The following is a 26,114-nucleotide window of genomic DNA, read 5'->3' on the forward strand; positions in this document are numbered from 1 at the left end:
CGCAGGAGCAGAACAGATGGACCGCCAGCAGCGGACGCGCCCGATCGACCCCCGGCTGCTGGCGCACGCCCGCACCACCCGCGCCTTCCTCGCCGGATCCGTCCTCCTCGGCGGGGCGGGCGCGCTCCTGCTGATCGCCCAGGCCGCGCTGATCGCCTCGCTGGTGGTCGGCGCCTTCCAGGACGGCCGGCACGGGTTGTGGGGGCAGCTGCTCGGCCTGGCGGGCGTCTCGCTCGGCCGGGCCCTGGTCGCCTGGCTCACCGAACTCACCGCCCACCGCTCGGTGGCCACCGTGAAGTCCACCCTGCGCCGCCGGCTGCTCGACCACGCCACCGCGCTCGGCCCCGGCTACCTCACCGGCCGCCGCACCGGCGACCTCGCCACCCTCGCCACCCGCGGCGTCGACGCCCTCGACGACTACTTCGCCCGCTACCTCCCGCAGCTCGCCCTCGCCGTGGTCGTCCCGCTGGTGGTGCTGGTCCGGATCCTCGGCGCCGACTGGGAGTCCGCCGCGATCGTCTGCGCCACCCTGCCGCTGATCCCGCTGTTCATGATCCTGATCGGGTACGCCACCCAGGCCCGCACCGACCGCCAGTTCGCCGGACTCTCCCGGCTCTCCCACCACTTCCTCGACGTGGTCGCCGGACTGCCCACCCTCAAGGTCTTCGGCCGCGCCCGCGCCCAGGCCCGGGCGATCGGCCGGATCACCGAGGACTACCGGCGCGCCACCCTGCGCACCCTGCGGCTCGCCTTCGTCTCCTCCTTCGCGCTGGAACTGCTCTCCACCCTCTCGGTCGCCCTGGTCGCCGTCTCGATCGGCTTCCGGCTGGTCAACGGCACCCTCGACCTGGAGACCGGCCTGCTGGTGCTCGTCCTCGCCCCCGAGGTCTACCTGCCGATCCGCCAGGTCGGCGCGCTCTTCCACTCCAGCGCCGAGGGCCTGGCCGCCGCCGGACGGATCTTCGAGGTGCTGGAGACCCCGCTCCCGGCCACCGGCACCCGGCCCGCCCCGACCGGCACCGACCTGTGGGTCGAGGACCTGACGGTGCGCCACCCCGGCCGCGGCGGCGCGACCCTGTCCGGCTTCTCGATGACCGTCCCGGCCGGGCGCACCACCGTCCTCACCGGCCCCAGCGGCGCCGGCAAGTCCACCCTCGCCGCCGCCCTGCTCGGCTTCGTCCGCCCCGACGGCGGCCGGGTCCTGCTCGGCGGGCAGGACCTCGCCGACACCGACCCGGCCAGCTGGCACGCCCAGGTCGCCTGGGTCCCGCAGCACCCGCACCTGTTCGCCGGCACCGTCGCCGAGAACGTCCGGCTCGCCCGCCCCGACGCGAGCGAGGACCGGCTCGCCGCCGCCCTCGCCGCCGCGCACGTCGACTTCGCCACCCCCGACACCCGCCTCGCCGAGAACGGCCACGGCCTCTCGGCCGGCCAGCGCCAGCGCCTCGCGCTGGCCCGCGCCCTGCTCGCCGACCGCCCCGTCCTGATCCTCGACGAACCCACCGCCCACCTCGACCCCGTCACCGAGGCCGCCCTCCTCGACACCCTGCGCACCCTCGACCGCACCGTCCTGCTCATCACCCACCGCCCGGCCCTCACCGCCCTCGCCGACCACCACGTCCACCTCCCGGGCCCGGCCGCTGCGCCGCAGGCGCGCGACCAGGAGCACGGGGAACCGCGCGAAGCGGGAGGAGCGCTCCCGCGGCCCCGACCGGACGAGGAGCCGCTCCCCGACGGGGACCTCGAACAGCGCGTCCCCCGGTTCTGGCTCGCCGTCCTGCTCGGCGCCCTCGCGCTGGGCTGCGCCGTCGCGCTGATGGGCACCTCCGGCTGGCTGATCTCGCGGGCCTCGCAGATGCCGCCGGTGCTGTACCTGATGGTCGCGGTGACCTCGGTGCGGGCGTTCGGCATCGGGCGGAGCGTGTTCCGGTACGCGGAGCGGCTGGTGGCGCACGACGCGGTGCTGAAGGCGCTGGGCGGGGTGCGGACGGCGGTCTACCGCAGGCTGGAGCGGCTGGCCCCGGCCGGGCTGCCGCAGTTCCGGCGCGGCGACCTGCTGTCCCGGCTGGTCGCGGACGTCGACGCGGTGCAGGACTTCCACCTGCGCTGGCGGCTCCCGGCCGCCGTCGCGGTGCTGGTCTCGCTGGGCGCCTCGGCGGCGCTGGCCGCGTTCCTGCCGCTCGCCGGCCTGGTGCTGGCGCTCGGGCTGCTGCTGGCGGGCGCGGCCGTCCCGGCGCTGGAGCGCCGGGTCTCCGGCCGGACGGAGCGCCGGCACGCGCCCGCGCGCGGCGAACTGGCGACCGCGGTGGTCGACACCCTGACCGGCACGGCCGAACTGACCGTCGCGGGCGCGCTGCCGGGCCGGCTGGGCGCGGCGGCCGACGCGGACGGCGTGCTGACCCGGCTGGCGGCCCGCTCGGCCGCGGCGGGCGGCCTCTCGGCTGGGCTGGTGGCGCTGGTGTCGGGCCTGACGGTGGCGGCGGCGTCGGCGGTCGGGGTGCACGCGGTGGCGGCGGGGACGCTGCCGGGGGTGTGCCTGGCGGTGGTGGTGCTGACGCCGCTGGCCGCGTTCGAGGCGGTGGCGGGGATGCCGCTCGCGGTCCGGCACCGGGAGCGGGCCCGGGCCGCCCGGGAGCGGCTGGAGCAGGTGCTGGCCGCCCCGCTCCCGGTCCGCGAGCCGGCCGCGCCGCAGCCGCTTCCCGCCGTCCAACTCCCCATCACCGTGAACGACTTGACGGTGCGCTGGCCGGGCGCCGAGCGGGACGCGCTGTCCGGCGTCGACCTGGAACTGGCGGCCGGGCGGCGGATCGCGGTGGTCGGGGCGTCCGGGTCGGGCAAGACCACGCTGGCGCAGGCGCTGCTGCGCTTCGTCGAGCCCACGGCCGGGGCGGTGCTGCTGGCCGGCCGCACCGACACCCGGCAGCTGGCGGGCGAGGACGTCCGCCGGGTGGTCGGGCTGTGCGCGCAGGACGCGCACGTCTTCGACAGCTCGGTCCGGGAGAACCTGCGGCTGGCCCGGCCGGACGCCGACGAGGCGGCGCTGCGGGCGGCGCTGGCCAAGGCCCGGCTGCTGGAGTGGGTGGACGGCCTGCCGGCGGGCCTGGACACCATGGTCGGCGAGCACGGGGCCCGGCTGTCGGGCGGCCAGCGCCAGCGCCTCGCACTGGCCCGGGCGCTGCTCGCGGACTTCCCGGTGCTGGTGCTGGACGAGCCCGCCGAGCACCTGGACGTCGCCACCGCGGACGCGCTGACCGCCGACCTGCTGGCCGCCACCGCGGGCCGCACCACGCTGCTGATCACCCACCGGCTGGCCGGGCTGGACGACGGCAGCGTGGACGAGGTGCTGGTGCTGGACGGCGGCCGGGTGGTCGAGCGCGGCCGCTGGTCGGAGCTGGCGGCCCGGCCGGGCGGTCGGCTGGCGGGAATGGTCGAGCGGGAACGGGCGGGCGAGCGGGTGGCGGCCTGATCCGATCCGGCCGTCCCGGGGAATGGGGCAAACCATGACAGACGTGCACACTGGTGACATGCAGACGCCGGAGGAGCCGACCGCCACGGGCGGCCGGCCGCGCATCCCCGAGATCTCCTCGCTCGGGCTGGACACCCTGGTCACCGAGGTCTCCGAGCGACTCCAGTCGGCCGCCGCGGTCACCGACCGGATGCAGCGGCTGCTGGAGGCGGTGGTGTCGGTCGGCGCGGGCCTGGACCCGCACGCCACGCTGCAGCGGATCGCCGCGGGCGCGGCCGAGCTGGTGGACGCCGACTACGCGGCGATGGGCGTGGTGAACCCGAACGGCAGCGGCCTGTCGGACTTCATCCACATCGGCATCGACGACCGGACGGCGAAGCGGATCGGCCACCTGCCCACCGGCCGGGGCATCCTGGGCGCGCTGATCGACGACCCGCGGCCGCTGCGGCTGACCGACCTGTCCACCGACCCGCGCTCGGTCGGCTTCCCGCCGCACCACCCGCCGATGGTGTCCTTCCTCGGGGTGCCGATCCGGGTCCGCGGCGAGGTGTTCGGCAACCTCTACCTGACCGGGAAGAAGGGCGGCGGCGCCTTCACGCCCGAGGACGAGCAGGTGGTGCTGGCGCTCGGCGCGGCCGCGGGCGTGGCGATCGAGAACTCCCGGCTGTACGAGCAGGGCCGCCGCCGCGAGCGCTGGATCACCGGCGCGGCCGCGGTCACCACCTCGCTGCTGTCCACCGACGAGGCGCAGATCGCGCTGACGGTCGCCGCCGAGCAGGTCCGCGAACTCGCCGACGGCGCACTGGGGATGATCCTGCTCCCGGCCGGCGAGGACCGGATGCGGGTGGCGCACGCCTCCGGCGAGCGGGCCGACCACCTGACCGGCGAACTGCTGCCGGAGGGCGGCTTCGCCCCCCGGCTGCTGGCCGGCGAGGCGCTCTACCTGGACGACCTGGCGACCGCCCCGGCGACCGCCTCCGACGCCCAGTTCGACCGGCTGGCCCGGGAGTTCGGCCCGGCGATGGCGGTGCCGATGGTCTCCGCGGGCCGGGTGCTGGGCGCGCTGTGCGTGTGGCGCGCGGCCGGGACGGTGCCGTTCACCGACACCGAACGGCAGCTCTCCCAGACCTTCGCCTCGCAGGCCGCACTCGCCCTGCGGCTGGCCGAGTACCAGCGCAACCAGCAGCGGCTGGCGGTCTTCCAGGACCGCGACCGGATCGCCCGCGACCTGCACGACCTGGTCATCCAGCGGCTCTTCGCCACCGGCATGATGCTGGAGTCGGCCGCCCGCCGGACCGTCGTCCCCGAGGTGCAGGAGCGGCTCGGCCAGGCCGTGGACGAGCTGGACGCCACCATCCAGGAGGTCCGCACCACCATCTACGCGCTCCAGCACGGCGACACCGACGACCAGCCGGACACCCTGCGCACCCGGGTGCTGCGCGAGGGCAGCCAGGCCGCGGCGGCGCTCGGCTTCAAGCCCACCGTCACCTTCGCCGGCCCGGTGGAGAGCCTGGTCGGCGAGAAGACCTCCCGCCAACTGCTGGCCGCGCTGCGCGAGATGCTCTCCAACACGGCCCGGCACGCCCGCGCCTCCCGGGTCGCGGTCGAACTGGACGCCACCGTCCACCTCGGCGAGGACGGCCGCCCGCTCTCCCCCTCGCCCACCCGCACCGGCCCGCCCGGCGTCCTGCTCACCGTCACCGACGACGGCGTCGGCATCCCGGAGGGCGGCCGCCGCTCCGGCCTGCGCAACCTCACCCGCCGGGCCGAGGCGCTCGGCGGCGACGCCTGGCACGAGGCCGGCCCGCACGGCAAGGGCACCCGGGTCCGCTGGACCGCCCGGCTCTGACGACGGCGCTCCGGCCGTCACGGCGGTCCGGCCGTCACGGCGGTCCGGCCGGTCAGGGCGGCCCGTCCGGTCAGGGCGGCCCGTCCGTCACGGCGGCTCGGGCATCGATCGGGCCGGTCCGGGCATCGATCGGGTCGGACGGGGCAGGCGCGGTCGCATGGGAGAGATCAGGGTCGGCGCCTGCTCCTGGACGGACAAGGAACTGCTGGCCAGCGGCTGGTACCCGGCGGGCCGCCGGGACGCCGAGGGCCGGCTGCGCCACTACGCGACCAGGTTCCCGGTCGTCGAGGTCGACGCCACCTACTACGCGCTGCCCAGCACCCGCAACAGCACGCTGTGGGTCGAGCGCACGCCCGCCGGGTTCCGCTTCGACGTGAAGGCGTTCTCGCTGCTCACCGGCCACCCCACCCGGGCCGCCGCGCTGCCCGCCGACCTGCGCCCGGCCGGGCGGGACGGCCCGGTGCGGCGGGACGACCCGGGGCTGCTGGACGAGGTGTGGGCCCGGTTCAGCGGCGCCCTGGAACCGCTGCGGGCGGCCGGCCGGCTCGGCACCCTGCTGTTCCAGTTCCCGCCGCGGCTGGCGCCGGACGCGTCCGCCCGGGCGCTGCTGCGCGAGTGCCGCGAGCGCACCGCGGGCTGGCCGCTCGCGGTGGAGTTCCGCCACCCCGACTGGTGGCGGCCCGACCTCGCCGCCGGCACCCGCGCCCTGCTGGCCGAGCTGGACGCGGCCGCCGTCGCCGTGGACACCGCGCAGGGCCTGCCCACCTCGATGCCGCCGGTCGCCCCGGTCACCTCCCCGCGCCTCGCGGTGGTCCGCTTCCACGGCCGCAGCCCGGCCTGGGGCACCGGCTCGAAGGAGGACCGCTTCCGCCACGACTACCCGCCGGCCGAGCTCGCCCCCTGGGTGGAGCGGGTGCGGGCGATGGCCGAGCGGGCCCGGGAGGTGCACGTCCTGTTCAACAACTGCTGCGGCGACGCCGCCGTCCGGGCCGCCGAGGCGATGGCCGACCTGCTCGGCCTGGACCCGCCCCGGGGGCCGGAGCCGCCCCGGCAGCCGGAGCTGGACCTGGGCCTGTGAGGGCGGGCGGAGGTCAGAGCAGCGTCTCGATGACCGCGGCGACGCCGTCCTGCTCGTTGCTGACGGTGTGCTGCGCCACGGCGGCCAGCACCAGCGGGTGGGCGTTGGCGACGGCGTAGGACTGACCGGCCCAGGCCAGCATCTCCAGGTCGTTGGGCATGTCGCCGAAGGCCACCACCTCGGCCGCGTCGATGCCCTGCTGGGCGCACCAGCGGGCCAGGCTGCTGGCCTTGGTGACACCGGGGGCGCTGATCTCCACCAGCGGGATCGGGCTGGAGCGGGTCACCTCGGCGAGCGGGCCGACGGCGGCCCGGGCCCGGTCCAGGAACTCGTCGGGGGAGAGGTCGGGGTGCTTGCCCAGGATCTTGAACAGGCCGTCTACCTGCCCGGCGGCGAGCAGCTCGGCGGCGGTGCCCACCGGGTGCTCCTTGTCGGACTCCCACATCACCACGTTGTACCCCGGCTCCCGGGCGAAGCCGCCCGGGAACTCGAACGCGAAGGCGGTGCCGGGCAGTTCGGCCTGCAGCCGCTCCACCACGGTGAGCGTCCCGGCCGGGTCGAGCGGGCTGGTCTCCAGCAGTTCGCCGCGCCGGACGTCGACCACCGCGCCGCCGTTGGAGCAGATCGCCACCCCGTGCCCGCCGATGTGCGGGCCGAGGTGCCGCATCCAGCGCGGCGGCCGCCCGGTGACGAACACCACCTGCACCCCGGCGGCCTCGGCGGCGGCCAGCGCGGCGGCCGTCCGGGCGGTCACCGTGCCGCCGGAGCACAGCAGCGTGCCGTCGAGGTCGGTGGCGATCAGGCGGGGGCGCGGCGAGGGGGTCATCCCTCCATCTTCGCGCACTCGCCGGACAACCGGACCCGCCCGGCGCGGACTCGCCCGGCCCGGACCCGCCCGGTGGCGGCGGGTGCACCCCGCCCTGGGCTACTGCGGGGGAACACCGCCGCCTAGAGTTTCACCACGGAACGGGGCGGACACGGCCGGACGCGGATCGAATGGGGCGGAGAACGTGGCGAACACGGGCATGGGCGGGGGCTACGGGCCGGGCGGGGGGCCGCAGTCCGGCCCCGGCAGCACCGAGTACTGGCAGGCGATGGCCGACTCCGCCGAGCGGGAGACCCGTCGGCGGCGGATGCTGCGGATCGTCGCCGTCGCCGCCGGGGCGGTCGTGCTCGGCGGCGGCGCCCTGGCGCTGGCACTGACCATGTCCGACGACGGTCCGACGCCCCGGGCGCAGCAGAGCAGCAGCGCCCCGCCGCCCGAACCGGCCACCGTCACACCCAAGTTGACGCTCGGTCCGACCGCGAAGCTGGACACCGCGACCGGTCACGAGGGGCAGTCGCTGCTGCTGGGCGGCACCCCGCAGGGCTTCGCCGAGTCGGAGACCGGGGCGGTGGACACCGGCGCCGACTTCACCGTCTCGGCGCTGGTCCGGATCGACGTCGACACCACCCCGAAGGCGGCCGTCTCGCAGAACGGCACCCAGTTCTTCTCGTTCTTCCTCGGCCGGGACGACGCGTCCGACAAGCTCCGCAACCGCTGGGTCTTCAAGGTGCAGACCGACTCCGAGATCGCCAAGAGCGCGACGGCGGCCTCCCAGGCCGAGGCCGTCACCGGCCGCTGGACCCTGCTCACCGGCGTCTACAGCAAGAAGGACGGCACCATCTCGCTGTACGTCGACGGCGTCCTGGCCCAGACCAGCGAGGCGCCGCGGGTGCTCGCCTCCACCGGCCCGCTGGAGTTCGGCCGGATCCGCTACAGCGGCCTGTGGGTGAAGCCCTGGAACGGCGCGATCGCGGACGTCCGGGTCTGGAAGAAGGCGCTCACCGCCGAGCAGGTCGACGCCGTCCGGTCCGCCGGGAAGGACGCCCCGTCGCCGTTCGCACGCTTCGTCGCCCCCTGAGCCGTCCCCGCCCCCGCCCGCTCCCCGCTCCCCGCTCCCCGGACGGTCGGACGCCCGGTCGGCCTCCGCGGGAGTCGCGGAGGCCGACCGGGCGCCGAGCGGGTGCCGCGCGGGCGTCCAGCCGGCGTCAAGCGGGCGGTCAGCCCAGGCCGTTGACCCGCTTGTACTCCAGCGCGTACGCCAGCTTGCCCGGCTTGGCGTCCGAGTAGGGCTTGCTCAGCTTGTCGAACTCGCCCTTGTCGGCGGCCTTCCCGGCGTTCCACTGGTCCAGCGCGTCCAGGCCGCCGGCGGTGAAGCCGCTGCCGATCGGCGCGGTCTTCGGCAGCGCGGTCATCGCCCGGGTGGTGCCCTCGACCGCGGCCAGGTAGCTGGCCAGGTCGTTGCGGTCCCAGGCCGACAGGTCGACCGGCGCGGCGTCCCGGATCCAGCTGCCCCAGTAGAACTCCTGGAACGGCACCGAGTCCTGGGTGTAGCCGATGTCGCGGCCGAAGTAGAGCAGGCTGCGGTACTCGTCGTCCTGGAAGTTCGCCAGCCCGACCGAGGTCGGCAGCTTGTTGACCTTGACGGGGTCGCCCTCGGGGTCGCTCAGGTACACCCACTTCTCGGCCTGCATCCGCGCCCAGAAGTCCTTCTGGGTCAGCGTGCTCAGGTTGGCCAGCACCCGCAGCCGCACGTGCAGGTCCGCGCCGCCGTCCGGGGTCTCGTAGAACGAGGTCAGGGTGTGGTGCCCGTCGGTCAGGAACGGCTCGCCGCCCGGGCCGATCACCACGGTCTTCATCGCGGCGGTGCTGTCCGCGGTCTCGCCGCCCACCGGCAGCGTGCAGGTGAACGAGGACGGGTCGTCCAGGCGCGCGCCCGGCTGCACCGCGACCGCCTCGATCCGGCCGTCGGCCTCGCACCAGTCGCTGAACTTCTTGTTGACCGCGTCCTTGCCCAGGGTGTAGCGGCCGAGCTTGTAGTACACCTCGTCGTAGCCGAGCGACGGCTGGGTCGGGTGCACGTCGCCGATCCGCACGTCCAGCAGCTGGCCCGGCTCGGCGCACAGGTACGCGGCGAAGGGCGTCTTTCGGTTGTCGTGACCGCAGAACGAGGGACGCTCACCCGGCGCCCCGGGCGCGGCGAACGCGGCCGGAGCGGTGGTGGCGACGCTGGCCAGGGCCGCGCCGACCGCCAGCAGCGGCACGGCGGACGGGACTCGGAAACGCATGGCACTCCCTGCGAGATGGCTGGATTCGACCGGTGAGCGTGCCAGCGCCCGGCCAACGCCGGGGGGCACCCCCGTGGACTCCCGGAGAACGCGCCGGAACGAATCCGCCCGCCCGCGCGGCCGCGACCCGCGCCGGCGATCCCGCCCACCGCCTCGGTCAAGGTTCCGGAAAGTCCCCTCGCCGTGGTGCGTGCTCGCGGTTACGGTCGGGCGAACGTGCGTTCGTCTCCGGGGGGAGGACTTGGCGTGGCGTCCGACCAAGCTGGTCAACCTCAAGATGATCAAGAACAAGAAGAAGCAGCGGGTGCTGCCTCCTCCCGAGCCCTGCGAGGGCTGAGGAGCCGTGGAGGGGGACGACGAGATGCCGGGTCCGCCGGAGGACACCCCCGAGAGCGTCATGCGGAGGCTGGACGCGATCCGGACGCCGTCGCAGATCGACGAGGCGTTCGACCGCGGTGATCCCTACGTCGGGACGGCCGTCATCCGGCTGGTTTTCGCCTGCGAGGACTTCGACGTCGTCGCGCCCCGGGTGGAACGGGCCCTGCGGTCGACGGACTTCACCACGCGGGAGCGCGGCTGCACCGCGGCAGGGGACGCGGCCCGGGTCTTCGGCAGGCTGTCCCCGGGGACCTACCGGCGGCTACGGGAGATGGGACCCGGCAGCCAGGCGGAGTACCCGATCTCGGACGTCCTGACGTTCGTCCCGTTCCGCGAACTCCCGTGGTGGTTCAGGTGGCGGAAGGTGCGCAGCGCGGTGCTGCGGTTCTGCCACCGGCGGTGGAGCGGGCTGGTCGACGCCGGCGCTCTCGTGGCCCGTCCGGTGCGGGGACTGTTCTCCCACCCACGCGGCACTAGGTGTGGCGGCGGGCCGAGGGGCTCGGGTTCCACGCGGCTCGCACGTACGACCACCTGAGCCGGCGGAGCTTCCGGGGCCCGTGGTCCGGGTCGGTGCCGACGTTGACCGGGCGGGATCCGTGGCCGGGGAGGCTGGGGACCTCGGTCGAGCCCCGTTCGCCCGTAGCGCGCCGGCCGGTGGAGACGCGGTACCAGGGTAGGCGTAGGTGCTCAGATCGGCTCGACAGCGATGCGCGGGTGGCAGAGCCTGCGCAGGTCGTCGGTGTCGCTCGTGACCACGGTGACGTCGCCGCGTTCGAGCTGGGCCGTGGCCGCGAGCATCGCGTCGACGGCGTACTTGTGGCCGTGCAACCCTTCGGTCGCGAGGAGCTTGCTCGCGGCGCGGGCGATCTCCTCCGTGACGGGGCGCACCTTGGTCAGCGAGACGGCGTGGTCGAACGCGGCCTGCGGCACTTTCGGGTCGCGGGCCTCGACCAGGGTCGCCGCGCTGGTGACGACCAGCAGGTCGAGGGTGCGGGCGACGTCCAGCCAGACCGTCATGTCGCGGTGGCGGCGGGAGAGCTTGGAGAGCGCTTCGCCGTCGAGGACGAGCGTTCCGCTCACGCGGCGTCCGCCGGAGCCGGGTCGCCGCGGTGGGCGGCGTGGTGGGCGCGGATGCGTTCGGCCCTGGCCGCCACCTCGGTCGGGTCGACGGGTCCGTGCTCCGCTTCGGCGGTGGCGATGTACTCGTCGATGGCTTCGCGCTGGAGTTGCCGCTGCACGGCCTCCTCGATGTACGAGGAGACCCCCTGCTTCCCGGCGCGAGCGCGGATCGCCTCCAGTGTCTCGGCGCGCAAGGAGACGCTGGTGACCCGGGTCCTGCCGGCGCGGGGAGTATCCACGGGAAAAGTGTAGTACGTCACTTGTGAAGCCTGCGTACCGACGCTTCGGATCCCGGAGTTCCGGGTGCTCCCGACGGCAGCACGCCACCCGGTACTACCGCCGACCGGTGGCGAGTTCGGCGAGGCGCTCGCCGATCACGGAGACGCCGGGGCGGGGTTCTTGTGCGTAGTACCAGGGCTTGCGTCGGCGCAGCAGTTCCTCACCGTGCTCGGCCCAGCTGAATCCGGGCTTGCGCAGCAGCCTCCGGAAGACCGTGTCGACCGTCTCCGGGTGGGCGGCGGCCAGGCGGCGGATCGGCAGCGGCGCGATCGATTCCTCGCGCAGGTACGTGCGCAGCAGGTCCTGGTGCGTCCGGCGACCCGTCAGGTCCGGGTCGGCGAACAGGTCCCGGAGCATCCCGTAGTCGGCGTAGAAGTTCAGCCCGTCGACCTCGTCGTAGATGACGCCGACGGTGTCCGCGTCCGCGAGGTCGGGCGGCAGCTCGAACGCCGGGAGGTCCGGTCCGGGCGGCCGCCCGTCCCGTGCGCGGTCGGGGTGCGCGGCGAGGGTGGCCTCCTGCCGGTTTCGGTAGTAGGCGTTGAGCAGATCCTCGGACGCGGCGGGGGAGAGGACCAGTTCGTCGTCGCCGCAGAACTCGACGAAGGCGGCTCGGTCCTCCCGCATCTGCTGCCAGCCCTGTTCGATCTTCTCGGGGTTGTGGAAGACCAGTTGGGGCTCGCTGACTGCCAGTTGGAGCGCGGCCCGGGCAATCTCGTCGGCACTGGACTCCGGGTAGTACTCCATGGCCCCGGAGACCAGCCAGGCTCCCTCAGTCGGGAGGAGGGGGACCAGGCAGGTGAGGAGGAACCCTCCTGCGGAGACTCCGCGAAAGGCGGCCGGCCCGGCGTTCGAGTACGTGCGGTACTCCAGGTCGTCGATCAGGTTGAGCAGGACGACCGCACCGTCGTCCTTCCGCCGGATCTCGAAGACCCCTTCCACCGGGTCGCGCCAGCCGAGCAGCAGCTCCCGCTCGACCTCGGTCAAGCCCCGACGGCCGGCGACGAACCGGTCCACTACCGTCGAACCGTCCGGCAGGCGGTACCGCAGGATGAAGTGGTCGATGATCCGGATCGCCTCGGTCTCGTCCAACTCCCGCTCCGGGCCGGCAGCCTCCAGCAGCAGCGGCGTCAGCCACCGGTCGAAGCGCGCGCTCTGCCCGAAGGCGACCAACTCACCCTTCAACTCGGCACTGCGATCGATCAGGCCGGCAAGCAAGCGCACGTCCGAGTCCATGGCACCACGTTAGCGATCGCCCTGACGCCTTCGCTCCGCGTTGCCCGGTCCTCACCCCGGCGAGCTCGCGCGTAGGGCCGGGGCCGTGCGGCTGTGCGGCTGTGCGGCTGTGCACGGTGATCCTCCCCGTCCACCGGTGGCCTCGGTCAATCCTCGTTCACCCATCGCATCCTGACCTGCGAGAACGTTGAACGGCCGTCCAGAGCAGGTGGCTTCGACGCTCTTGCCGCATGCGTGGGCGGTGAATGGACTACTCCGGGCACTGTGAGCTTCCCGCCCCGGAGCGCACTCACTGAGGCGAGAGAAAGGCGTAGGCAGCGTGGCCGTCGGCTTGTGCGGCATCGTCGCGCAGTTCGCGCCAGGCGGTGTGCTGCGGATCGTGAAGCGCCTTGGCCAGAGCCAGCTTCTTCCGGTCCGGCTTCTCCAGCCGGCTTCGCATCTGCAACGGGTTCATCGGCAAGGACAGGAGGAACGCCAGGTCACGATAGTGCCGGTCGGGAGGCGCGGTTTTGATGCTCAGCGCAGCAGCCTTGGCAATGATCGCTCCCAACAGGCTCGGGCGGTGGATGGTGCCCAGGCGTACGCCCAGTTGCACCTGGACTGATTCGGTACGCTGCACGGCCTGGCGGCCCCCGGGCACTTCCAGGGTCCGGCCTGGTGGAGTTGTCGTCAGGTTCGCCCGTGCTCCCAGCTTGTCCGGGGCCAGCACGTCCACCACCAATAGTCCCGGCGCTTCACCGCGCTGGTAGCGGTGCAGCAGGACCATTTGCCCGCCGATCAGAGACCATGCCCGCGGCACTCGTTCCGACAGGTCCAGTAGCACGTTCCACAGCTCCACCAGTGGCCCGGTCATGAGGTCGGACTCGACCGTGACGACCGCCGTCGCATCTGTCATCCGACGTTGCTCCGCTTCTGCAGGTCGTCGATGAGCCGCTGCCACAACTCCGAAGCGGCGGTTTCCGCACGGTCTTCATCGGAGTCGAGCAGGTCCGCTGCCACCACCGCGGCAGGTGCATCGGCGCTCTTTCCAGGAGCGGCATCCGAGCGCAGGAAAGGCCACACTTCTGCAGGGGCTACCCGCACGAGCAGGTTTCCTCTGGCGTTGTCGCGAGCGAGCCCGAACGCCGCTTCCAGCTTGCCGACCTTGTCGAGACGTACGTAGACCTCGGCTCTGCCCGGCGCCAGGTAACCGACCCCCACCCGGGCTGCGGCACTGACTCCGCCGCGTACCACGTCGGGATCGTCGAGGAGGATCGGCAGCAGTCCGCTGTGCACACGGTAACGTCGGCGCTCGGCTCGGCTCCGTACGAGCTGCCTCAAACGCGCGACGGGCGGTTCCTTGTGAGCCGCCATGTTCCTGAGTCGGCTTGCGATTCTGGAACGTTCCGCATCGGACAGGTTCGGGGCTCGCTGCCCGCTGAGGGCCGCGAGGAGGCCCCAGGCGTTGCGCTCGGAGAGCGGACGCCCATGCGCGCTGCCGCGCTCCTTCCGCTGCCTGGTGCCATGACCGTCGACCAGCCAGCGGCCTCCGACCTGCTGTCCCTCCAGAGTCCCTGCTCGGAGCAGTTGCCTGACCCGGGAGTCGTCGATATCGAGCAGCTCGGCCGCTTGCTTCACCGAGAGCAGTTCCATCTTTCCTCCTGCGTCTTCCCTCCCGGAACCAGGAGAGAAGACGCAACCAGAATCCCTCGAAGGGCGTTTTGCGTCTTCCCTCCCGGATCCGGGAGGGAAGACGCAAGGAAGTCACTACGCCCTACGGTTGGCAGCCGTGGCTGAGCCATGTCCCCTACTGTCCACTTGCATGGCCAGTGGCCGAAGGATCTGCATGCAGCGGAAACTCCGGGCTTCACCATCACGCTAGGCACTGAGAGGTGATCGTCGGTGTCGGGGCTTCCCTGTTCGGAGGAGAGCCGATCGTGCAGCCGGGCTAGGACCGAGAGCAGTTCGCTACCAAGGTCGCCTTCGTCGGCGATGTGGCACAGGCGGGACGGGAGTGTGGTCTCGACCCCGCCTGCTTCCGACGGCATAGGGTCGGCTGCATGCGACTGAGCACGGTGATCCTCCCCATCCACCGGTGGAGCGAGGGGCAGAAAGTGTGGCGGCGGGCCGAGGAACTCGGCTTCCACGCCGCGTACACGTACGACCACCTGAGCTGGCGGAGCTTCCGGGACGAGCCGTGGTTCGGGTCGGTGCCGACCCTGACGGCGGCGGCCACGGCGACCGAGCGGATCCGGTTGGGGACGCTGGTGACCTCGCCGAACTTCCGGCATCCGGTGACGTTGGCGAAGGAGCTGATCACGCTGGACGACGTGTCCGGTGGGCGGCTGACGTTGGGGATCGGGGCGGGCGGGACGGGGTTCGACGCGACGGCGATGGGGCAGGAGGCGTGGTCGCCGCGGGAGCGGGCGGACCGGTTCGGGGAGTTCGTGGGGTTGCTGGACGAGTTGCTGCGCAACGACGCGGTGACCCGGGAGGGCGCGTACTACTCGGCGGTGGAGGCGCGGAACGTCCCCGGCTGCGTGCAGGTGCCGCGGGTGCCGTTCTACGTGGCGGCGACGGGGCCGCGCGGGTTGCGGCTGGCGGCGGAGCACGGGCAGGGCTGGGTGACGTACGGGGACCCGCGCGGGCCGGGGGACGTGCCGGTGGAGCAGGCGCCCGGGGTGATCGCCGGGCAGCTCGGGAAGCTGGCGGCGGCCTGCGCGGCGGTCGGGCGGGACGTGGCGTCGCTGGAGAAGGTGCTGCTGCAGGGGTCGACGGCGGAGAGGCCGCTGGAGTCGGTGGGCGCGTTCGTCGACTGGGCGGGCCGGTACCGGGAGCTGGGGATCACCGAGCTGGTGGTCCACTGGCCGGTGCCGGACTCGGTCTTCGCGGGCGACCTCGACGTCTTCGAGAAGATCGCCACCGAGGGTCTCGCCCAGTTGGGCTGAGCGCGGGGCGGCCCGGGCCTCACCGCCCGGGCGGCCGGTCGGCGGCCTCGGTGAACGGGTCGGCGTAGCGGCCCTCGGCGATCGGGTCGAGCCTCAGGTGCGGCAGCTGGGGGACGAAGTCGCGCACGGCGGAGATGGAGCCGCCGGGGAGGTCGGCGTCTTCCGCCGCCTCGTCCGGCTCCGTCAGCCGGGCACGGGTGATCAGGCCGTTCGGGGCGGCCAGCCAGTAGGCGGACGGGCGGACGTCGAGGGCGCTGAACAGGACGGGCCGGCCCAGGAGTTCGGCGAGTCCGGCGGCGAAGGACACCTCGGAGCGGCCGGGGTCGGGGTCGTGGATCTCCAGGGACCAGGTGACGTCCCCGTACCGGTGGTCGTGGGTGCACAGCACGGGGGCGTCCCAGCGGCGGGTGTCGTGGTCGTCGGGGCCGGCGACGTCGACGTCGGTGACGGGGCGGCCGGTGAGGGTGGCCAGGGCGGAGGCGAGCACGCCGGGCAGCAGGTCATGGATCACGTCGGGTCTCCGGCGGCGGGGAGGGCGGCGGGGAGGGCGGCGCGGAACACCTCGGCGGTGCGGGCGTCGGCGGGGTGGAAGGTCTCCAGGGAGAGCGCGCAGAGGTCGGTGTCGGTGCCGGCGCCGAAGGTGCTGACGGTGCTGAACAGGCGGACCTCGGTGCCGAAGGCGCGCAGGTGCAGGACGGCCAGCACGCCGTCGTCGGGGGCGGGCGCGGCGGGGCCCGGGTAGCCGGAGACCTCGCGGTGCAGGGCGCGCAGCGCCGGCAGACCGGAGTGGACCATCTGGCGGTGCAGCCGGCCGAGCAGGTGCTCGCGCCATTCGGCGAGGTTGACGACGTGCCGGGCCAGGCCGTCGGGGTGCAGCGAGGCGCGCATCAGGTTGACCGGCGGGCGGCGCAGGTGCTCGGGGAGGAGCCGGGCGAGCAGCGCGGCGGGCCGGTTGAGCGAGACGACGTTCTCCTCGGCGTCGAACGCCAGGGCGGGGAACGGCTCGTGGGCGGCGAGGAGCCGTTCGACGGTGCCCGCGACCAGGTGCGGGGGGACGGGCTTGGGGCGGGCGGGGACGGGGGCGTGCCCGGCGGCGAGGTAGAGGGCGTCGCGCTGCCGGGCGGGGACGCCGAGCCGGTCGGCGAGGCGGGCCAGCAGGGCGGGTCCGGGGCGGGCCCGGCCGGTCTCGACGAAGCTCAGGTGCCGGGTGGAGGTGTCGGCCAGCAGGGCGAGATCGAGCTGGGTCAGCCCGCGCCGCCGCCGCCACTCGCGCAGCAGCGCGCCGACCTCGGAGACGGGCACGGGGCTTCCGGCGGCGGGCACGGGGCTTCCGGCGGCGGACGGCGGCCTCCCGCCCTCGGTCAACTCGGCTTCGGGGAAAGATGATTGAGCTTCCGGCAGGTCCACCGGCGGATGGTAGCAACGCCGATCGGCGCGGGCACCGGCCTTTTCCGCGCCGCTCCGGGGACGGGCGCGGAGCGGGCCGGTGGGGTGAGCGGCGGCTGGGTGCGGGCCGGTGGGGTGCGCGGCGGCCGGGTGCGCGGCGGTCGGCTCCGCCGGGCCGCGGGCCCGCGTCCCCGGGGTCACGCCGACGCGGTCGGGCGGCCCCGGCCCGGGAGGAGCTGGACCAGGACGGCGGCCAGCAGGCAGCAGCCGATCAGCAGTTCCAGGCCGAGGGTGAAGCCGTGCGCGGGCGTGCCGCGCCCCGGGCCGACCACTCCGACCAGGGCCACGCCGACCGCGCCGCCCGCCTCCTGGGCGGTGGACAGCGCGCCCGAGGCGGCCGCGGCGTGCTGCGGGGCGACCCGGGCCAGCACGGTGTCCGAGAGCGGGGCGGTGACCAGGCCCATGCCGAGCCCGGCCACCAGCAGGCCGGGCAGCAGCGCGTCCGCGGAGCCGCCGCTGCCCAGGTGGGCGACGGTCAGCCCGGTGACCGCGTACCCGGCGCCCACCGTGAGCGCGCCGACCGCCAGCACCTGCCGGCCGAGCCGGGCGGTGGCGGCGGGGGCCAGCGCCGAGGTGGTGAAGAAGCCCGCGCCGACGGTGACGAAGACCAGCCCGGAGCGCAGCGGCGTCATCCCGCGGCCGTCCTGCAGGTACAGCGCCAGCAGCAGGAAGAACGAGCCCATCGCCAGGAAGTACACCAGGGTGGCGGCCAGTCCCGCCGAGAACGCCCGCTCCCGGAACAGGCCGGGGTCGATCAGCGGGGCGCCGCCGCGCCGGGCGAGCCGGCGCTGCTGGGCGGTGAAGGCGGCCAGCAGCGGCACCGAGGCGGCGAGCAGCAGCCAGGTCCAGGCCGGCCAGCCCTGCTGACGGCCCACCACCAGCGGCAGCACCACCGCGGTCAGTCCGGCGCCGACCAGCAGCACGCCCGGCAGGTCGAGCCGCGCGCCCCCGCCGGACCGTTCGCCCCGGGACCCGGGCACCAGCCGGGGCGTGCAGAGCAGCGCCAGCGCGCCGACCGGGACGTTGACCAGGAAGACGGCGCGCCAGCCCAGCCCGTCCGGGTTCCAGGTGATCAGCGCCCCGCCGAGCAGCTGCCCGAACACCCCGGCCAGGCCGACCGCCAGGCCGTACGCGTGGAACGCGGGGGTGCGGGCCCGGCCGGTGAACTCGGTGCCGATGACGGCGAGCACCTGCGGGGTGACGACCGCCGCGGCGACGCCCTGCACGATCCGGGCGGCGATCAACTCCCCGCTGTCCTGGGCCAGTCCGGCGCCCAGCGAGGCCAGCGTGAACGCGGCCAGCCCGATGCCGAACACCCGGCGCCGCCCGTACAGGTCGCCGAGCCGTCCGCCGGTGATCAGCCCGGCCGCGTACGCGACGCCGTAGCCCGCGATCACGGCCTGCACTGCGGCGGCACCGGCGTGCAGGCCCTGCCGGACGGACGGGACGGCGACGTTGACGATGAAGAAGTCCAGGGTGGGCATGAAGACGCCTGCCAACAGGACCGGCAGCGCCGCCCACGGCGGACGGTCGGCGGGGCCGGCGGGGCCGGTGGCGCTCGGTGCGGCCGGGACCGGGGCCGCCGGGCGCGGCTGCGGGGGACGGGCGGTGCTCATCGGCGGCTCCTCGGGATCCGACGGCGCGCGGCCGTGCGTTCTCGGGCGGACGGGTTCCGGGAGGCGGAGGATTCCGGACCGCGGGGCACGGACGCCCGGTGCCCGGACGCGTGGTGCCCGGACGCGTGGTGCCCGGGTGTGCGGGGCGGGCGTTCCCGGTGCCCGCCACGATCACCGGTGCCGACCGGTGCTGTCGATTACCCGTCAGGTCATGCGGACCGGGGAACCGGGCCCCGGCCGGGCCAGGGGCGGCTCCGCGACGGTCCGATCCGGGCCCTAGGCTCAGAAGCGGAGCCCGAGAGTCGGGCCCGAGGCTTCCTGGAGGGGAACGGAATGAGCGGGGACGGCGGCAGTCCGGGTCAGCAGCAGAACGGCGGTCAGCCGCAGGGGCCGACGGCCCCCGGCCCGGGGGCCCCCGGACCGGGCGGCGTCCCGGGTGCCCCGGGGCACTGGCCCGGGTACGGCCCGGCCTTCGGGCAGCCCGGCTGGAGCACCGGCGGCGGCTGGGGGCGGGGCCCGTGGGGCGGGGTCCCGGTCGCGCCGAAGCCCGGCGTGCTGCCGCTGCGCCCGCTCGGCTTCGGCGAGATGTTCGGCGCCGTCTTCGACACCGTGCGCCGCTACGTCCGCCCGCTGTACCTGCCGCTCTCGGTGGTCGTCGGCATCGGCGCGGTGCCGTTGTTGGCCGTGGCCTTCCTGATCTCCGGCAGCCTGCGCGACGGGGTGGAGGACTTCCCGGACATCACCGTCATGGACCCCACCGACACCCAGGTGTGGAACCTGGCCCGGCCGCTGCTGCTGTTCTTCGGCATGAGCGCCCTGGTCGGCCTCGTGCTGTACGTGGTGGCCGGGCCGCTGGCCACGGTGGTGCTGCGGGCCGCCACCCTCGGCCGGAAGCTGACGGCCGCCCAGGCGTGGCAGGAGGCCCGGCCCCGGCTCAAGGCGTCCGTCGCGACGCTGGCGCTGGTGTACGGGCCGATGCTGCTGCTGGAGGCGCTCCTGATGACCGGCGCGGTCCTGTTCGGTGACGGGCTGCTGCTGCCGTTCCTGCTGGTCGGCTGCGGCGCCTTCTACGTGACGTTCCGGCTGGCGCCGCAGATCCCGGTGGCGGTGCTGGAGGAGAGCGGCGCGCGGACGGCGGTCCGCCGGGCCTGGCAGCTCAACCGGAACAACTGGTGGCGCAGCCTCGGCCTCACCTCGCTGGTCTCGCTGCTCGGCGCGATCGGGACCACGGTGATCAACTTCCCGCTCCGGATGGTGGTGGCCGTGATGCTGCCGGTCGGCGCGGCGGCCTCCGGGGACGGGGGAGACACCCGCGGCACGATCACGGTCGTGCTGGTGCTCACCGCGCTGGTCAGCCTGGTCACGATGCTGGCGACCAGCCCGCTGGTCCCGCTGGTCAACGGCGTGCTCTACATCGACCGCCGGATCCGCAACGAGCGCCTGGACATCGCGCTGGCCGAGGCCGCGGGCATCCGGTTCGCCGAGTCCGCCGCCTACCCGCAGTACGCCCCCGTCCCGGCCCAGTACGCCCCCGCCCAGCCGGCCCCCGCACAGCCGGCCCCCGCCCAGCCGGCCCCCGCCCAGCCGGCACCGGCCCAGCCCGCCCAGCCGGCCCCTGCCCGGCCCGCGTCCGCGCCCGCGGAGCCCGCGTCCGGGGAGCCCGGCCGTCCGGCCGAGCCGCCCGTCGGGAAGGGGCCGGAGGGGAGCTGACCCGCTCCTGGTTGCGGTTCAGTCACGGGCCGTCCGATTGGCCGTCATTGCGGCAATTGGACGGCGGAACCGTGTTGTTGGCGGGAGCACAGGTCTCACATAATTCGTGCACCGCGCGATGACGATCGCGTTCGAGCCGGACGGGGGTACGGTTCGCACCGTCGTGCGGGCAGCCACGTGAACCCTGGGGGGAGACCCTTGTCCGTTCCCGAACCGCGCCCCGACCCGGCTCCGGAGCCCGTTCCCGCGCCCGTTCCCGCGCCCGTTCCCGCGCCCGAAGCCGTACCCGTTTCCGCGCCCGCGCCCGAGGTCGCGCCCGAACTCGCCCCCGGTCCGCAGCCGGGGGCCCCGCGCCGGCTGCCCCGGGCGGTCGGCGTGGTGCTGTCGGTGGCGGGCCTGCTCGCGGTGACGGCGGCCAGCGCGGCCGTCACCGTCGCGGTGGGCAAGCCCGACCGTCCCGGCCACGCCGTCGCGGCGGCCCCGTCGGCCGCGGTCACCGGCGGCTCGCCGTCCCCGTCCGCGAGCCCGACGCCCACGCCGAGCCCGACGCCGACGCCCACCGCCAAGCCGACGGTGGCCCCGCGCCCGTCCAGCACTCTGCAGGGCAGCGTCTCGGGCGGCAAGCACAGCGGTGACCTGCGGTACTTCCTGCTGCCGGTGCCCGACGACGCGGACCCGTACGGTTCGCCGGACGGCGCGATGATGAGCATGGACGACCTGCAGGCCCAGTACAGCAAGGACGTCGACATCAAGGAAGTCCTGGACTCCTGGGACTTCAAGGACGCGGCCACCCGCACCTACCGCACCCGGGACGGCAAGAGCGAGGTGCGGGTCGAGCTCAAGCGGTTCAGCCGCACCGACCGGGCCCAGGGCTTCGCCGACAACAGCAGCTACGACCGGGAATCGTTCGACGTGAGCGGGGTCCCGAACGCCAAGGGCTACGTCTTCAAGCCCGAACAGCAGGCGTACACCGGTGAGTTGGTCGGAATCGGCGTGGCGGGCGACGTGGTCTACGAGGTCACCGTCGACGTACAGGGCGACCCGGACCGGGCGTTGCTCGCCGACGCGATGAAGCGCGCCCGCGACCGCCTCGTCAACGGCTGACGGCCGTCTCGAACTCTCTTCCCAGGAGCCATAGTTGAGCACCGAACCCGCGGACGCCGCAGCGGGTGGGACGGCCGCCGCCGAACCCTCCCCGCCGCCCTCCTTCCTCCCGCCGCCACCCCTCCTCCCGCCGCCCGGCGCCGCCGACCTGATCGCGTCGGGCGGCGAACCCGTCCGCGCCAGGCGGAAGTTCGGCGCGGGCGCGCTGTTCCTGACCGCCGTGCTGGCCGGGCCGGTGATCGGGGCCGCGGTCGGCTACGGGATCCAGTCCTCCCGGCCGCCGACGCCGCTGCCGGCCATCGCCGCGCCGAAGCTGTCCTACTCCGCCGAGCGAGTGGACCCCAAGGCGCTGGCCGCGGCCGGGCCGCAGCCCCTCGACATCGACGGCGACCTGCGCAAGCTGCTGATCGACCGCCCGGCCGGCAGCACGGACCGCACCGGCGGCGAAGGCGACGGCTGGCTGTCCGTGGCCGACCGGTCCGAGGCCTACGACGACAGCGTGCGCGAGTTCACCACGCTGCTGGAGGACGGCTTCCGCCGCGCCGCCTCGGTGCGCTGGGACGCGGGCGACGCCAACTACCGGATCGTGCTGGTCCAGTACGCCCAGGATTCGGTGGGGAAGGCGATCACCGAGGCGATGCCGCGCTCGACCTCGGACATGGAGGTCTCGACGATCCCGGGCAACCCCGAGAGCTACCTGATGTTCGCCAAGGACACCTACAACTACGCGCGCAGCACCGAGACCTACCACTACGGCGAGGCGCTCGCCCGCAAGGGCACCGTGCTGATGATCGTCCAGGTCTTCGCCGAGAACCCGGTGGACCGGGCGCAGTTCGAGGACATCGCCAAGCGCCAGTGGGAGCGACTCGCGTGACCGACATCGAATCCACCGGGCCCGCCGTCCCGGCCCAGCCCACTGCCTCCCCGGCCGAGCAGTCCGTCGCCGTCCCGGCCCAGCCCACTGCCTCCCCGGCCGAGCAGGCCGAACCGCCCGTCCCGGCCGGGCCGCGGCGCGCCTCGCGGGTGTCGAAGGCGGTCGCGGCGGTGCTCGTGGCGGCGCTGGCCGGTGTCGGCATCGGCGAGGTGATCATCCGGGTGCACTACGCGGACGACGCGGCACCGCCGGTGGCGGCGGCCGCGGCCCCCTCGCCCTCGGCGAGCACGCCCGTCCCGTGGGGCGCCAAGTCCAACGGCAACCACTTCGGCAACCTGCGCGACCTGCTGCTGCCGGTGCCCACCGGTTACCGGCTCGGGCCGGACTACAAGCAGTTCGGCAACGACAGCGAGTTCGGCGGCAACGGCGACCTGGAGCAGGCCAAGGAGCTGCTGCTGTCCGGGGTGCCGGCGAAGTACCTGGACCAGCGGAAGAAGGCGCTCGACAGCCTGCACTTCACCGGCGCCGGGGTGCGCAGCCTCACGCAGGGCGACAACCGGATGGTGGCGGTGCTGCAGCTGGCCCAGTTCAACCAGCAGGCGGTCTCGCAGGAGGGCGAGCTGTACGGCGCGCTGATCGACGACACCGACCTGTTCCGGCGCGGCCCCCAGGTGCCGGACCACCCGGACGCGCGCTGCGCGCTGCCGATGCTGGATCCCGGCGACCAGCTCGACTACCTGAGCTGCTACTCCGCCGAGGGCGACCTGCTGGTGCAGATGCGCGTCTTCGGCGTGGTGCCCCTCGACCAGAACAAGGTCGTGGACCTGTTCCGTCAGCAACTGGACCGACTGGCCCGACCGGGAGCCTCCGTATGAGCAGCGACACCACCCCCCAGACCGGGCCGGAGGCCCGGCCGGAGTCGATCGGACCGGTCACCGAGGTCCCGACGCCCCCGGTGCCGCCGCTGCCGGAGGCACCGCTGCCGGAGGCGGTGGCGGCGCCGGCGGCGCCGGGGAAGGTCGACCGGCGCCGACGGTGGCAGGTCGGTGCGGCGCTGCTGCTGACCGTGCTGACCGGCGCGGGCACCGCCGTCCTGGTGACCCTGCCGGAGCGCACCGACCTGCCGGGCCTGGCCACGCCGAACGACGGCCGGTACGCCTTCCCGGAGTTGAGCCTCCCGCCGCTGCCGCTGGGCGCCTCGGCGCCGGCCGACACCAAGATCAAGGCGCACGCGGCGGACCTGCGCGGGCTGCTGCTGCCGCTGCCGAAGGGCGCGGTCGGCACCGGCCCGTCCGGCTCCCCGTCCCCGTCGGCGTCCGGGTCGGTCTCCGCGTCCCCGTCGGCGTCGGGCTCGGCCTCCGGTTCCCCCTCGGCGGTGGCGTCGCTGCCGTCGGTGGCGGGCCGCTGGATCCCGTGCGACCACGACGCGATGCTGGCCGAGGACGACTCGTACGCCCTGCGGCTGACCATCGACGCCTGCCGGGGCGCGGCGGCCCAGGGCTGGACGGCCGCCGACGGCACCCGCACCGAGCTGCGGCTGCTGCACTTCGGGTCCGCCGACGAGGCCGGCAACTACTTCGTGGGCGCGAACGTGATGTCCGAGACCAAGGACATCGCCTCCACCCACCTGGACATCGACGGGGTGTACCCGGCCACGAGCGCCCAGGTGAACGTCCGGCTGTCCGACGAGAAGGCCGGGGGCCAGCCCACCGGCCGGCTGTGCTGGATGCAGAGCGGCGACGTGGTCGCGCTGATCCAGATGACCAACCCGAAGGGCGTGCCCGCGCAGGCGTTCCGGCAGGTGGTCGCCCTGCAGAGCGGCCTGCTGGCCTGACCGCCTTGACGCGCAAGTGAGTTGACGGACCGTCAGGATCATTCCTCCCCGGCCCGCCGCCCTACCCCTAGGGGGCGGGCCGGGGAGGTCATCCTGCGGAGGGAGGCGATCCGGACTCCGCAGCGCATTCCGCCGGGCGGGGGTGCGCGGCTACGTTGATGACCGTGTCCACAGTCATCAAGACGGACGGCCTCACCAAGAGGTTCTCCCGGGTCACCGCGCTGGACCGGCTCACCGTGGAGGTGGAGTCCGGCGTGGTCGGTCTGGTCGGGGCGAACGGTGCCGGCAAGTCCACCCTCATCAAGATCCTCCTCGGGCTGTCCCCGGCCACCGAGGGCACCGGTCAGGTGCTCGGCCTGGACATCGCCACCCAGGGCCCGGCGATCCGCGAACGCGTCGGCTACATGCCGGAGCACGACTGCCTGCCGCCGGACGTCTCCGCCACCGAGTTCGTGGTGCACATGGCCCGGATGTCCGGCCTGCCCGCCTCGGCGGCCCGCGAGCGCACCGCCGACACGCTCCGCCACGTCGGCCTGTACGAGGAGCGCTACCGCCCGATGGGCGGCTACTCGACGGGCATGAAGCAGCGGGTGAAGCTGGCCCAGGCGCTGGTCCACGACCCGCAGCTGGTGCTGCTGGACGAGCCGACCAACGGCCTCGACCCGGTCGGCCGGGACGAGATGCTCGGGCTGATCCGCCGGGTCCACGCCGACTTCGGCATCTCGGTGCTGGTCACCACGCACCTGCTGGGCGAGCTGGAGCGGACCTGCGACCACCTGGTGGTGATCGACGGCGGCAAGCTGCTGCGCTCCTCCTCCACCGCCTCGTTCACCGGCACCACCCAGCTGCTGGCCGTCGAGGTCACCGACCACCCGGTGGACCGGTCCTTCGACGCCGACGCGGTCCTGACCGAGCGGCTGACCGCGGCGGGCCTGACCGTCCGGGCCGACGGCAGCCGGATCCTGCTGGTGGAGATCGCCGGCGAGGAGACGTACGACACCGTCCGGGACACCGTGGACGACCTCGGCCTCGGCCTGGTCCGGCTGGAGCAGCGCCGCCACCGGGTCGCCGAGATCTTCAGCACCCGCGCCGACGAGGACGCCGAGGACGCGGACCACGAGCACGACCACGAGCACGGCCACGGCCACGACGCGCACCGGGCCGTGCCGGCAGGAGGCGAGCAGGCGTGACCACCCGCTCCGACGCCCACGGCGGCGTCATCCACGACATCGGCTACCGCCCGTACACCGGGCCGCGGCTGGGCCGCCGGTACGCCACCCGCTCGCTGTACGTGCAGAGCCTGCGGGCCGCGTTCGGCCTGGGCCGCTCCGGCCGGTCCAAGGTGCTGCCGTTCCTGCTGCTGGGCGGGATGGCCGCGCCCTCGCTGGCGATGCTGGCGATCGCGCTGTTCACCCAGCAGAAGTCGATGCCGATGGACTACGCCGACTACCTGGCCTCGTTCTCGGTGCTGCCGCAGATCTTCCTGGCCGCGCAGGCGCCCGTGCTGATGTCCCGGGACCTGCGGCACCACGTCGTCCCGCTGTACTTCTCCCGCCCGGCCACCCGCGGCGACTACGTGGCAGCCAAGTTCGCCGCGATGTTCAGCGCGCTGCTGATCGTGCTGGCGCTGCCGCTGCTGCTGCTGTTCACCGGTGCGCTGCTGGCCGAGTTCCCGGTCGGCGACAACCTGGTGCACCTGCTGTACGGCCTGGTCGCCGCCGTCCTGTACGCGCTGCTGTACAGCTCGATCGGCCTGCTGATCGCCGCGCTCACCCCGCGCCGGGGCTTCGGCGTGGCCGCGATCATGGGCCTCCTGATGATCACCAGGGCGCTGGCCATGATCACCTTCGCGCTCAACCGGGGCTACGACCCGCTGCGGGAGAGCGACTCCTCCTGGGCGTTCCTGATCTCCCCGTCCACCCTGGTGGAGGCCCTGGTCAACCGGCTCTTCTCGCTGGGCGACGGCGGCTCCGCCCTCCTGTACGCCCCGGGCACGGGCGGCGCCCTGGTCTTCCTGGTCGTGCTCCTCGCCCTCACGGCCGGCGGCCACGCGCTGACGCTGCGCCGCTACCGGAACGTCTGAGAGGCAG

23 protein-coding genes are annotated in these 26,114 nt (G+C 74.2%); 13 read left to right on the forward strand and 10 right to left on the reverse strand.

The features are described 5' to 3' along the window. Window positions 1-16 precede the first annotated feature (16 nt). The 3 genes from cydD to ABD345_RS21110 all read left to right on the forward strand — a co-directional run bounded on the left by cydD (window position 17) and on the right by ABD345_RS21110 (window position 6,393). On the forward strand, window positions 17-3,466 hold the full coding sequence (gene cydD / locus ABD345_RS21100; RefSeq protein ID WP_344553990.1) for a thiol reductant ABC exporter subunit CydD: 3,450 nt from the start codon (window positions 17-19) through the stop codon (window positions 3,464-3,466). A 58-nt stretch (window positions 3,467-3,524) separates the two neighbouring features. Next, on the forward strand, window positions 3,525-5,315 hold the full coding sequence (locus ABD345_RS21105; protein WP_344553991.1) for a sensor histidine kinase: 1,791 nt from the start codon (window positions 3,525-3,527) through the stop codon (window positions 5,313-5,315). A gap of 157 nt (window positions 5,316-5,472) precedes the next feature. Beyond that, a complete protein-coding gene (locus ABD345_RS21110) occupies window positions 5,473-6,393 on the forward strand; it encodes a DUF72 domain-containing protein (RefSeq protein ID WP_344553992.1) in 921 nt (306 codons plus the stop codon). Between the two features lie 13 nt (window positions 6,394-6,406). Here ABD345_RS21110 and ABD345_RS21115 read toward each other — a convergent pair whose 3' ends face one another. Then, on the reverse strand, window positions 6,407-7,219 hold the full coding sequence (locus tag ABD345_RS21115) for an HAD family hydrolase (RefSeq protein ID WP_344553993.1): 813 nt from the start codon (window positions 7,217-7,219) through the stop codon (window positions 6,407-6,409). A 184-nt stretch (window positions 7,220-7,403) separates the two neighbouring features. Here ABD345_RS21115 and ABD345_RS21120 point away from each other — a divergent pair, with 184 nt between their 5' ends. Further along, window positions 7,404-8,297, forward strand: coding sequence for a LamG domain-containing protein (locus ABD345_RS21120; protein ID WP_344553994.1), 894 nt, complete (start codon window positions 7,404-7,406; stop codon window positions 8,295-8,297). A gap of 139 nt (window positions 8,298-8,436) precedes the next feature. Here the strand turns inward: ABD345_RS21120 and ABD345_RS21125 are convergent, their stop codons facing one another. Next, entirely contained in the window at window positions 8,437-9,504 is a 1,068-nt protein-coding gene (locus tag ABD345_RS21125) for a ParB-like protein (RefSeq protein ID WP_344553995.1), read from the reverse strand. Window positions 9,505-9,847: 343 nt separating this feature from the next. Between ABD345_RS21125 and ABD345_RS40320 the strand changes: the two genes are divergently transcribed. Further along, on the forward strand, window positions 9,848-10,417 hold the full coding sequence (locus ABD345_RS40320; protein WP_380274124.1) for a hypothetical protein: 570 nt from the start codon (window positions 9,848-9,850) through the stop codon (window positions 10,415-10,417). A 152-nt stretch (window positions 10,418-10,569) separates the two neighbouring features. On the opposite strand, the gene ABD345_RS21135 is transcribed toward ABD345_RS40320, so the two are convergent. From ABD345_RS21135 to ABD345_RS21155, 5 genes are all read right to left on the reverse strand, one after another. Beyond that, on the reverse strand, window positions 10,570-10,962 hold the full coding sequence (locus ABD345_RS21135; protein ID WP_344553997.1) for a type II toxin-antitoxin system VapC family toxin: 393 nt from the start codon (window positions 10,960-10,962) through the stop codon (window positions 10,570-10,572). Then, window positions 10,959-11,240 carry a hypothetical protein gene (locus ABD345_RS21140; protein ID WP_344553999.1) on the reverse strand — a complete coding sequence of 94 codons (282 nt, stop codon included), beginning with the start codon at window positions 11,238-11,240 and terminating at the stop codon, window positions 10,959-10,961. Before ABD345_RS21140 ends, ABD345_RS21135 begins: the two co-directional genes overlap by 4 nt. Before the next feature lie 94 nt (window positions 11,241-11,334). Continuing rightward, on the reverse strand, window positions 11,335-12,513 hold the full coding sequence (locus ABD345_RS21145) for a hypothetical protein (protein ID WP_344554002.1): 1,179 nt from the start codon (window positions 12,511-12,513) through the stop codon (window positions 11,335-11,337). A gap of 289 nt (window positions 12,514-12,802) precedes the next feature. Further along, window positions 12,803-13,408: a hypothetical protein gene (locus ABD345_RS21150; protein ID WP_344554003.1), complete on the reverse strand. Its 606-nt coding sequence runs from the start codon at window positions 13,406-13,408 to the stop codon at window positions 12,803-12,805. Further along, window positions 13,405-14,145, reverse strand: coding sequence for a helix-turn-helix domain-containing protein (locus ABD345_RS21155; protein WP_344554005.1), 741 nt, complete (start codon window positions 14,143-14,145; stop codon window positions 13,405-13,407). Before ABD345_RS21155 ends, ABD345_RS21150 begins: the two co-directional genes overlap by 4 nt. Before the next feature lie 407 nt (window positions 14,146-14,552). Between ABD345_RS21155 and ABD345_RS21160 the strand changes: the two genes are divergently transcribed. Further along, the gene (locus ABD345_RS21160) at window positions 14,553-15,440 is read left to right on the forward strand and encodes an LLM class flavin-dependent oxidoreductase (RefSeq protein ID WP_344554006.1); all 888 of its coding nucleotides are present in this window, start codon (window positions 14,553-14,555) and stop codon (window positions 15,438-15,440) included. A 19-nt stretch (window positions 15,441-15,459) separates the two neighbouring features. Here ABD345_RS21160 and ABD345_RS21165 read toward each other — a convergent pair whose 3' ends face one another. The 3 genes from ABD345_RS21165 to ABD345_RS21175 form a co-directional block, all read right to left on the reverse strand. Then, the gene (locus ABD345_RS21165) at window positions 15,460-15,951 is read right to left on the reverse strand and encodes a hypothetical protein (protein ID WP_344554008.1); all 492 of its coding nucleotides are present in this window, start codon (window positions 15,949-15,951) and stop codon (window positions 15,460-15,462) included. Continuing rightward, the gene (locus ABD345_RS21170; protein WP_344554009.1) at window positions 15,948-16,742 is read right to left on the reverse strand and encodes a helix-turn-helix domain-containing protein; all 795 of its coding nucleotides are present in this window, start codon (window positions 16,740-16,742) and stop codon (window positions 15,948-15,950) included. Before ABD345_RS21170 ends, ABD345_RS21165 begins: the two co-directional genes overlap by 4 nt. Window positions 16,743-17,023: 281 nt before the next feature. Next, window positions 17,024-18,502, reverse strand: a complete 1,479-nt coding sequence (locus tag ABD345_RS21175; protein ID WP_344554010.1) for an MFS transporter — start codon at window positions 18,500-18,502, stop codon at window positions 17,024-17,026. Between the two features lie 333 nt (window positions 18,503-18,835). Here ABD345_RS21175 and ABD345_RS21180 point away from each other — a divergent pair, with 333 nt between their 5' ends. The 7 genes from ABD345_RS21180 to ABD345_RS21210 all read left to right on the forward strand — a co-directional run bounded on the left by ABD345_RS21180 (window position 18,836) and on the right by ABD345_RS21210 (window position 26,107). Continuing rightward, window positions 18,836-20,212 carry a hypothetical protein gene (locus ABD345_RS21180; protein ID WP_344554011.1) on the forward strand — a complete coding sequence of 459 codons (1,377 nt, stop codon included), beginning with the start codon at window positions 18,836-18,838 and terminating at the stop codon, window positions 20,210-20,212. A gap of 198 nt (window positions 20,213-20,410) precedes the next feature. Beyond that, window positions 20,411-21,316 carry a hypothetical protein gene (locus tag ABD345_RS21185; RefSeq protein WP_344554012.1) on the forward strand — a complete coding sequence of 302 codons (906 nt, stop codon included), beginning with the start codon at window positions 20,411-20,413 and terminating at the stop codon, window positions 21,314-21,316. 34 nt (window positions 21,317-21,350) lie between these two features. Then, window positions 21,351-22,190, forward strand: coding sequence for a hypothetical protein (locus ABD345_RS21190; protein WP_344554013.1), 840 nt, complete (start codon window positions 21,351-21,353; stop codon window positions 22,188-22,190). After that, complete coding sequence (locus ABD345_RS21195) at window positions 22,187-23,065, forward strand: hypothetical protein (protein ID WP_344554014.1); 879 nt, start codon at window positions 22,187-22,189, stop codon at window positions 23,063-23,065. The genes ABD345_RS21190 and ABD345_RS21195 overlap by 4 nt, the downstream gene beginning before the upstream one ends. Next, window positions 23,062-24,024, forward strand: coding sequence for a hypothetical protein (locus ABD345_RS21200; protein ID WP_344554015.1), 963 nt, complete (start codon window positions 23,062-23,064; stop codon window positions 24,022-24,024). The genes ABD345_RS21195 and ABD345_RS21200 overlap by 4 nt, the downstream gene beginning before the upstream one ends. Before the next feature lie 158 nt (window positions 24,025-24,182). Continuing rightward, a complete protein-coding gene (locus ABD345_RS21205) occupies window positions 24,183-25,214 on the forward strand; it encodes an ABC transporter ATP-binding protein (protein ID WP_344554016.1) in 1,032 nt (343 codons plus the stop codon). Next, entirely contained in the window at window positions 25,211-26,107 is an 897-nt protein-coding gene (locus tag ABD345_RS21210; RefSeq protein ID WP_344554018.1) for an ABC transporter permease, read from the forward strand. The genes ABD345_RS21205 and ABD345_RS21210 overlap by 4 nt, the downstream gene beginning before the upstream one ends. Window positions 26,108-26,114: the final 7 nt, after the last annotated feature.

The organism is Kitasatospora saccharophila, from assembly GCF_039529925.1.
GTDB lineage: Bacteria > Actinomycetota > Actinomycetes > Streptomycetales > Streptomycetaceae > Kitasatospora > Kitasatospora saccharophila.